This is a genomic window from Exiguobacterium sp. MH3 (assembly GCF_000496635.1).
GTDB classification, from domain to species: Bacteria; Bacillota; Bacilli; order Exiguobacteriales; family Exiguobacteriaceae; genus Exiguobacterium_A; species Exiguobacterium_A indicum.
In genome coordinates this window covers 3,155,685-3,164,195 of the sequence record NC_022794.1, presented here as the reverse complement: position 1 = coordinate 3,164,195, position 8,511 = coordinate 3,155,685, and the positions used below count along the sequence as shown (strand labels likewise).

Here is an 8,511-nt window from a genome sequence, read left to right as displayed (position 1 = left end):
GTTAAAAAATGGGGCGACTGATGGGAATTGAACCCACGAATGCCGGAATCACAATCCGGTGCGTTAACCACTTCGCCACAATCGCCAAAATAAAAATGGTGCCGGCAACAGGAGTCGAACCCGCGACCTACTGATTACAAGTCAGTTGCTCTACCAGCTGAGCTACACCGGCAAAAGAAATGGTGGCTTTGGACGGAATCGAACCGCCGACACAAGGATTTTCAGTCCTTTGCTCTACCAACTGAGCTACAAAGCCGATATTAAAATGGCGGTCCTGACGGGATTCGAACCCGCGATCTCCTGCGTGACAGGCAGGCATGTTAACCGCTACACCACAGGACCGTTTTAAGTATAAGGTGACGACTTCTATAATGATAAAACATCTATGTAAGTCTGTCAATTGTTTTATTAAAAAAACAAAAGCCTGGCAACGTCCTATCCTCACAGGGGGAAGCCCCCAACTACTTTCGGCGTTCAAGTGCTTAACTTCCGTGTTCGGCATGGGAACGGGTGTGACCACTTGGCTATCGTCACCAGACGATCGGGCTCGCGCCCTCAAAACTGAAGTCATCAACAAGCATCTGCTAGAACAAGGCCTCGACCGATTAGTATCACTCAGCTCCACATGTCGCCATGCTTCCACCCGTGACCTATCTACCTCATCGTCTCTGAGGGGTCTTTCTTGATTACTCAAAGGGAAATCTCATCTTGGAGGGGGCTTCATGCTTAGATGCTTTCAGCATTTATCCCGTCCGCACGTAGCTACCCAGCGATGCTCCTGGCGGAACAACTGGTACACCAGCGGTGCGTCCATCCCGGTCCTCTCGTACTAAGGACAGCTCTCCTCAAATTTCCTGCGCCCACGACGGATAGGGACCGAACTGTCTCACGACGTTCTGAACCCAGCTCGCGTACCGCTTTAATGGGCGAACAGCCCAACCCTTGGGACCTACTCCAGCCCCAGGATGCGATGAGCCGACATCGAGGTGCCAAACCTCCCCGTCGATGTGGACTCTTGGGGGAGATCAGCCTGTTATCCCCAGGGTAGCTTTTATCCGTTGAGCGATGGCCCTTCCATGCGGAACCACCGGATCACTAAGCCCGACTTTCGTCCCTGCTCGACTTGTAGGTCTCGCAGTCAAGCTCCCTTCTGCCTTTGCGCTCTACGAATGATTTCCAACCATTCTGAGGGAACCTTTGGGCGCCTCCGTTACTGTTTAGGAGGCGACCGCCCCAGTCAAACTACCCGCCTGACACGGTCCTCCAGCCGGATCACGGCTGCGAGTTAGAGACTCTATGCATGAAGGGCGGTATCCCAAGGGTGACTCCTCCGAAGCTGGCGCTCCGGGCTCGACGTCTCCCGCCTATCCTGTACATCATGCACAAAGCCTCAATATCAGGCTGTAGTAAAGCTCCATGGGGTCTTTCCGTCCTGTCGCGGGTAACCTGCATCTTCACAGGTACTATGATTTCACCGGGTCTCTCGTTGAGACAGTGCCCAAATCGTTACGCCTTTCGTGCGGGTCGGAACTTACCCGACAAGGAATTTCGCTACCTTAGGACCGTTATAGTTACGGCCGCCGTTTACTGGGGCTTCGGTTCAAAGCTTCGCTTGCGCTAACCCATCCCCTTAACCTTCCAGCACCGGGCAGGCGTCAGCCCCTATACGTCATCTTGCGATTTAGCAGAGACCTGTGTTTTTGCTAAACAGTCGTTTGGGCCTATTCACTGCGGCTCTACTCATGTAGAGCGTCCCTTCTCCCGAAGTTACGGGACCATTTTGCCGAGTTCCTTAACGAGAGTTATCCCGCGCGTCTTAGAATTCTCATCTCGCCTACCTGTGTCGGTTTACGGTACTGGCGCCTTCCCCCTCACTAGAGGCTTTTCTTGGCAGTGTGAAATCGTGACCTACGTCCCTACGGGACTCCGCATCGTTCCTTGACTTTGATGCCTGACGGATTTGCCAATCAGACGGTCTTGAAACTTGCACATGCACTTCCATCCGCATGCGTCACTATCCTCCTGCGTCCCCCCATTGTTCAAACGGTGGATCGGCGGTACAGGAATATCAACCTGTTATCCATCGCCTACGCCTTTCGGCCTCGGCTTAGGTCCAGACTAACCCTGAGCGGACGAGCCTTCCTCAGGAAACCTTGGGCTTTCGACGGAGGGGATTCTCACCCCTCTTTTCGCTACTCACACCGGCATTCTCACTTCCAAACGCTCCACTGCTCCTTCCGGTACAGCTTCACAGCGGTTTGGAACGCTCCCCTACCATTCCTTACGGAATCCGCAGCTTCGGTGGTATGTTTAGCCCCGTTACATTTTCGGCGCGGCGCCACTCGACTAGTGAGCTATTACGCACTCTTTGAATGGTGGCTGCTTCTAAGCCAACATCCTAGCTGTCTAGGCAGCGCCACATCCTTTTCCACTTAACATACACTTTGGGACCTTAGCTGGCGGTCTGGGCTGTTTCCCTCTTGACTACGGATCTTATCACTCGCAGTCTGACTCCCGAGTATAAGTTGCTGGCATTCGGAGTTTAACTGAATTCGGTAACCCTGTGGGGGCCCCTAGTCCAATCAGTGCTCTACCTCCAGAACTCTCAACCTCGAGGCTAGCCCTAAAGCTATTTCGGGGAGAACCAGCTATCTCCAGGTTCGATTGGCATTTCACCGCTACCCACACCTCATCCCCGCACTTTTCAACGTGCGTGGGTTCGGACCTCCAGTCAGTGTTACCTGACCTTCATCCTGGACATGGGTAGATCACCTGGTTTCGGGTCTACGACAACGCACTGAACGCCCTGTTCAGACTCGCTTTCGCTACGGCTCCGCCTCATCGGCTTAACCTCGCGCGTTATCGTAACTCGCCGGTTCATTCTACAAAAGGCACGCCATCACCCGTTAACGGGCTCTGACTACTTGTAGGCATACGGTTTCAGGATCTATTTCACTCCCCTTCCGGGGTGCTTTTCACCTTTCCCTCACGGTACTGGTTCACTATCGGTCACTAGGGAGTATTTAGCCTTGGGAGATGGTCCTCCCGGATTCCGACGGGGTTTCACGTGTCCCGCCGTACTCAGGATCCACTCTGGAGGGAAAACAGTTTCAGCTACAGGGCTGTCACCTTCTTCGGCCGACCTTTCCAGGTCCTTCACCTACTGTCTTCCTTTTTGACTCCGTGTAGAGTGTCCTACAACCCCGAAGAGCATGCTCTTCGGTTTGGGCTGTTCCCGTTTCGCTCGCCGCTACTCAGGGAATCGCATTTGCTTTCTCTTCCTCCGGGTACTTAGATGTTTCAGTTCCCCGGGTCTGCCTCACGCTACACTATGTATTCATGTAACATGTCCCATCCCATTACGGATGGTGGGTTCCCCCATTCGGAAATCTTCGGATCAAAGCATACTTACTGCTCCCCGAAGCATATCGCTGTTCGTCGCGTCCTTCATCGGCTCCTAGTGCCAAGGCATCCACCGTACGCCCTTCATACCTTGATCTAGCGTTGGTATTCTAAGAACACACGTCTAATGACATGGTTAATTAAAAGTTTGATGTCTTGTTGATGTCTTCAGTTTTCAAGGTGCGAGTGTCTCTTTCGAGACTGAGAGACGAGCTCTCAAAACTGAACGATGGGCATGTCCCGTAAGGGACGTTTTCCTTAGAAAGGAGGTGATCCAGCCGCACCTTCCGATACGGCTACCTTGTTACGACTTCACCCCAATCATCTACCCCACCTTCGACGGCTGGCTCCTTGCGGTTACCTCACCGGCTTCGGGTGTTGCAAACTCTCGTGGTGTGACGGGCGGTGTGTACAAGACCCGGGAACGTATTCACCGCAGTATGCTGACCTGCGATTACTAGCGATTCCGACTTCATGCAGGCGAGTTGCAGCCTGCAATCCGAACTGGGAACGGCTTTATGGGATTGGCTCCACCTCGCGGTCTCGCTGCCCTTTGTACCGTCCATTGTAGCACGTGTGTAGCCCAACTCATAAGGGGCATGATGATTTGACGTCATCCCCACCTTCCTCCGGTTTGTCACCGGCAGTCTCCCTAGAGTGCCCAACTGAATGCTGGCAACTAAGGATAGGGGTTGCGCTCGTTGCGGGACTTAACCCAACATCTCACGACACGAGCTGACGACAACCATGCACCACCTGTCACCATTGTCCCCGAAGGGAAAACTTGATCTCTCAAGCGGTCAATGGGATGTCAAGAGTTGGTAAGGTTCTTCGCGTTGCTTCGAATTAAACCACATGCTCCACCGCTTGTGCGGGTCCCCGTCAATTCCTTTGAGTTTCAGCCTTGCGGCCGTACTCCCCAGGCGGAGTGCTTAATGCGTTAGCTTCAGCACTGAGGGGCGGAAACCCCCCAACACCTAGCACTCATCGTTTACGGCGTGGACTACCAGGGTATCTAATCCTGTTTGCTCCCCACGCTTTCGCGCCTCAGCGTCAGTTACAGACCAAAGAGTCGCCTTCGCCACTGGTGTTCCTCCACATCTCTACGCATTTCACCGCTACACGTGGAATTCCACTCTTCTCTTCTGTACTCAAGCCTTCCAGTTTCCAATGGCCCTCCCCGGTTGAGCCGGGGGCTTTCACATCAGACTTAAAAGGCCGCCTGCGCGCGCTTTACGCCCAATAATTCCGGACAACGCTTGCCACCTACGTATTACCGCGGCTGCTGGCACGTAGTTAGCCGTGGCTTTCTCGTAAGGTACCGTCAAGGTACGAGCATTCCCTCTCGTACGTGTTCTTCCCTTACAACAGAGTTTTACGATCCGAAAACCTTCATCACTCACGCGGCGTTGCTCCATCAGACTTTCGTCCATTGTGGAAGATTCCCTACTGCTGCCTCCCGTAGGAGTCTGGGCCGTGTCTCAGTCCCAGTGTGGCCGATCACCCTCTCAGGTCGGCTATGCATCGTCGCCTTGGTGGGCCATTACCCCACCAACTAGCTAATGCACCGCAAGGCCATCTCAAGGTGACGCCGAAGCGCCTTTCATCAACGGACCATGCGGTCCGATGAACTATCCGGTATTAGCTCCGATTTCTCGGAGTTATCCCAATCCTTGAGGCAGGTTCCTTACGTGTTACTCACCCGTCCGCCGCTCATTCCACTGCCTTCCCTCCGAAGAGTTCCGTCAGTTTCCTGCGCTCGACTTGCATGTATTAGGCACGCCGCCAGCGTTCGTCCTGAGCCAGGATCAAACTCTCCATGAAGTGTTTGACTTGCTCGTTGTGTGACCGAAGTCACGATTGACGAAGCTTGCGCTTCATTCGTTTTTTGTATTCCGTAGAATACGATTTTTGCCTCATCGTTCAGTTTTCAAAGTTCGTCCGCGCCTGTTTTGGCGACTCAATTAGAATACCAAGTTTGAAACAAGAAGTCAACAACTTTTTTAAAATTGTTTTTTACTTGTTTGCCGTAAGCGCTCGTCCTCTTAAGGACATGAATTAATATATCACGATAATTAGACATGTGCAACTACTTTATTAAAATAACTTATAGTTTTTTTAGAGCATGTAAAAACCGCAGACAAGAATGGCTGCGGTTTACTTCATCATCAATGAGACGCGTCTTCTTTTTGCTTCGCTTATATAGAAGAAATACAGTGATTCCGCTAACTTCATTTGTGCTTCTAAATCACCATAGTCATCATAGCTGATTTCTAAGAGATGACGCTTCATCAAATAATCTTCTTTTGCTTTTGCTAATTCTTCTAACAAACGCTGGTCGTACTCACTGCGAATCTTCTTTCGAAACCAACTCATAGTTCGCGACGTCCCTCCATTGCACGAGATAACGTCACTTCATCTGCGTATTCAAGATCTCCGCCAACCGGAAGACCATGGGCAATTCGAGTGATCCGAATACCCGTCGGTTTTAAGAGACGCGATAGATACATCGCTGTCGCTTCTCCTTCGATATTCGGATTAGTTGCTAAGATGACTTCCGTAATCGCTTCGTCCGCTTGAAGACGTGTCAGTAGGCTAGATACATTGATATCCTCTGGACCGATTCCTTCCATTGGACTGATTGCTCCATGCAAGACATGATACAACCCTTGGTAATCTCGCATCTTTTCCATTGCAATGACATCCCTTGAATCTTGGACGACACAGACAATCGTACGGTTTCGGTGTTTATCTGTACATACATAACAAGGATCTTGATCCGTGATATTCCCGCAGACACTACAGTAGGCAATGTCGCGCTTCGCGCTGACCAATGCCTTTCCGAACATCAAGACATCGTCCTCTTCCATATCAAGGACATGAAACGCTAGACGAACTGCTGTCTTCGGACCAATCCCCGGCAGTTTCGTAAAACTTTCGATCAAACGACTAATCGCTTCAGGATATTGCAAGTGGTTTCCTCCTACGAATTAAAACATTCCCGGCAGATTCATACCTTGTGTGAATTTCCCCATTTTACTTGCTACGAGTTCATCGACCTTCTTCAAAGCATCGTTTGTTGCAGCTAAGACGAGATCTTGAATCATTTCAACATCATCTGGATCAACGACTTCTTCTTTAATGATGACATCTACGATATTTTTATGACCATCAGCGACGACTGAGACCATTTCTCCGCCTGCTGTACCTGTCACTGTTAAGTCTTTTAGTTCTTCTTGTGCTTTCGCCATATCCTTTTGCATCTTCTGCATCTGCTTCATCATATTGTTCATGTTTCCCATTCCGCGCATCTGTATTCCTCCTCGAATTTAATCTTCGAACTCTACGATATCACCAAAACGACCAAGCGTCTCGGACAATAACTGATCGCTCTCCGATTCTTGTTTTGTTTCCTTCTCTTCTATACTACTACTATTTCGCTTAGCAACAAACTCTGCCTTCAGTTCATGCCAATCCTTTGAGAGAATCGCTAAAATTTCGCGTTTGACGCCGCATACTTCATACAGCGCTTCTTCAATCACGAAACGTGTTCGTTCATTCGTCATGACCTGCTCAAAGTGCCATCCTTTACCGTCATCGAATTCAATCAGCAACGTATCCGCTGAACAAAGAACCGGTTTACTTTCATGGAGTAACGAGTAGATGGGACCATCTTCTTTTAAAATCCATTTTAAGATGTGATCCCAGCGTTCTTGAATCTCGCGCAATTGCGCTTTCTCTGCTCGCTCTAGCATTTGGCGAATCCGCTCTTTGGCGATTCGAACGGTTGGTCGTCCTTGTTTTCGCTTCGGTTGCGCTTGTGGTGCAGCCGCTTCTTGTGCTGGAACACCATTTGACTTCCACTGGTGCATCTGTTCCTTCATTTCGCGGACTTCCTGTTGCAACGATTGGACGATCTGTCCCGTTGTTCTCCCTTGTTCCGCAATTTGAATGAAGGCAATCTCAACGAGGACTCGCGGATGATTCGTCAACCGCATCTGTTGTTGGCAGTCATGTAACTGATCAATGATCGTAAAGCACGTCTCCGCTTCAATCGATTCAACGAATTGTTTGAACTCATCCGTCGGGCGCGCACGCTCTAGCAAATCGACAGCTGTAGGCGAAGCTTTCAATAACAACGTGTCCCGGTAAAAGAAAACGAGATCCTCCACGAAACGTTTTAGATCTTTCCCCGCTCGTTGCATCGTTTCAAGCGTCTGTAACAACTGATCGACTTGATGTTCATGTAAGGCACGGGCAATGTTCAGTAATGCTTCATCTTCTACTGCTCCTGTTACTTCAAGAACAGCCGCATCATTTAGATCACCATTCGAAAAAGCAACCGCTTGGTCGAGTAGACTCAGCGCATCACGCATACCACCATCCGCCGCTCGGGCGATCAATCGTAATGCCGTATCCGAATACTCGATCGATTGGTCTTTTAAGATATATTGCATCCGCTCTACGAGTTGATCGACTTCATGCCGCTTCACATCGAAACGTTGGCAACGCGAGATGATCGTCGCCGGAATTTTATGTGGTTCAGTCGTTGCTAAGATGAAGATGGCGTGTGCCGGTGGTTCTTCTAGTGTTTTGAGCAAGGCATTAAAGGCACCTGTCGACAACATATGCACTTCATCAATGATATAGACTTTATAGGCTGCTTCTGAAGGGGGATATTTGACTTTATCCCGGATTTCCCGAATCTCATCTACGCCGTTATTGGAAGCGGCATCGATTTCGAAGACGTCCGGGCTTGATCCTTCTGTGATCGCAAGACACGTCGGGCACGTATTACACGGTTCTTTGACCGGTGCATGCTCACAGTTGATCGCTTTAGCGATGATTTTGGCAAGACTCGTCTTTCCTGTTCCACGAGGACCCGAAAATAGATAGGCGTGGGACATCCGTCCCTCCATCAATGCATTTTGGATCGTACGGGTGATATGCGCTTGTCCAACGACTTCGTCGAATCGTTGCGGACGATACACGCGGTATAGTGCTTGATAGGCCAAGTTTGCGCCTCCTCTTTTTAAGTTCCTCATTCTATTTTACCTAAAAAAGTCTACAACCGAAACCGGCTGTAGACTTGTCTTTAAAAATTAAACT

Annotated in this window: 4 protein-coding genes, 4 tRNA genes and 3 rRNA genes; all 11 read right to left on the bottom strand. The window is 50.2% G+C overall.

The window, feature by feature from the left end; genetic code table 11:
• Positions 1-9 precede the first annotated feature (9 nt).
• Positions 10-85 (bottom strand) — tRNA-His (locus U719_RS16355).
• A gap of 11 nt (positions 86-96) precedes the next feature.
• Positions 97-172 (bottom strand) — tRNA-Thr (locus U719_RS16350).
• Between the two features lie 8 nt (positions 173-180).
• Positions 181-256 (bottom strand) — tRNA-Phe (locus U719_RS16345).
• A gap of 10 nt (positions 257-266) precedes the next feature.
• Positions 267-342 (bottom strand) — tRNA-Asp (locus U719_RS16340).
• A gap of 80 nt (positions 343-422) precedes the next feature.
• Positions 423-538: ribosomal RNA gene (gene rrf / locus U719_RS16335) — 5S ribosomal RNA — on the bottom strand.
• 47 nt (positions 539-585) lie between these two features.
• Positions 586-3,499: ribosomal RNA gene (locus tag U719_RS16330) — 23S ribosomal RNA — on the bottom strand.
• Positions 3,500-3,664: 165 nt separating this feature from the next.
• Positions 3,665-5,226: ribosomal RNA gene (locus U719_RS16325) — 16S ribosomal RNA — on the bottom strand.
• The 16S, 23S and 5S rRNA genes sit together here with 4 tRNA genes alongside, the layout of an rRNA operon.
• 333 nt (positions 5,227-5,559) lie before the next feature.
• Positions 5,560-5,778, bottom strand: a complete 219-nt coding sequence (locus U719_RS16320) for a YaaL family protein (protein ID WP_023469883.1) — start codon at positions 5,776-5,778, stop codon at positions 5,560-5,562.
• Entirely contained in the window at positions 5,775-6,374 is a 600-nt protein-coding gene (recR, locus tag U719_RS16315; protein WP_023469882.1) for a recombination mediator RecR, read from the bottom strand. The genes U719_RS16320 and recR overlap by 4 nt, the downstream gene beginning before the upstream one ends.
• A gap of 18 nt (positions 6,375-6,392) precedes the next feature.
• Positions 6,393-6,713: a YbaB/EbfC family nucleoid-associated protein gene (locus tag U719_RS16310; protein WP_023469881.1), complete on the bottom strand. Its 321-nt coding sequence runs from the start codon at positions 6,711-6,713 to the stop codon at positions 6,393-6,395.
• A gap of 18 nt (positions 6,714-6,731) precedes the next feature.
• Positions 6,732-8,417 (bottom strand): DNA polymerase III subunit gamma/tau, encoded by a 1,686-nt coding sequence (gene dnaX, locus U719_RS16305; protein ID WP_023469880.1) that lies wholly within the window; start codon positions 8,415-8,417, stop codon positions 6,732-6,734.
• Positions 8,418-8,511: the final 94 nt, after the last annotated feature.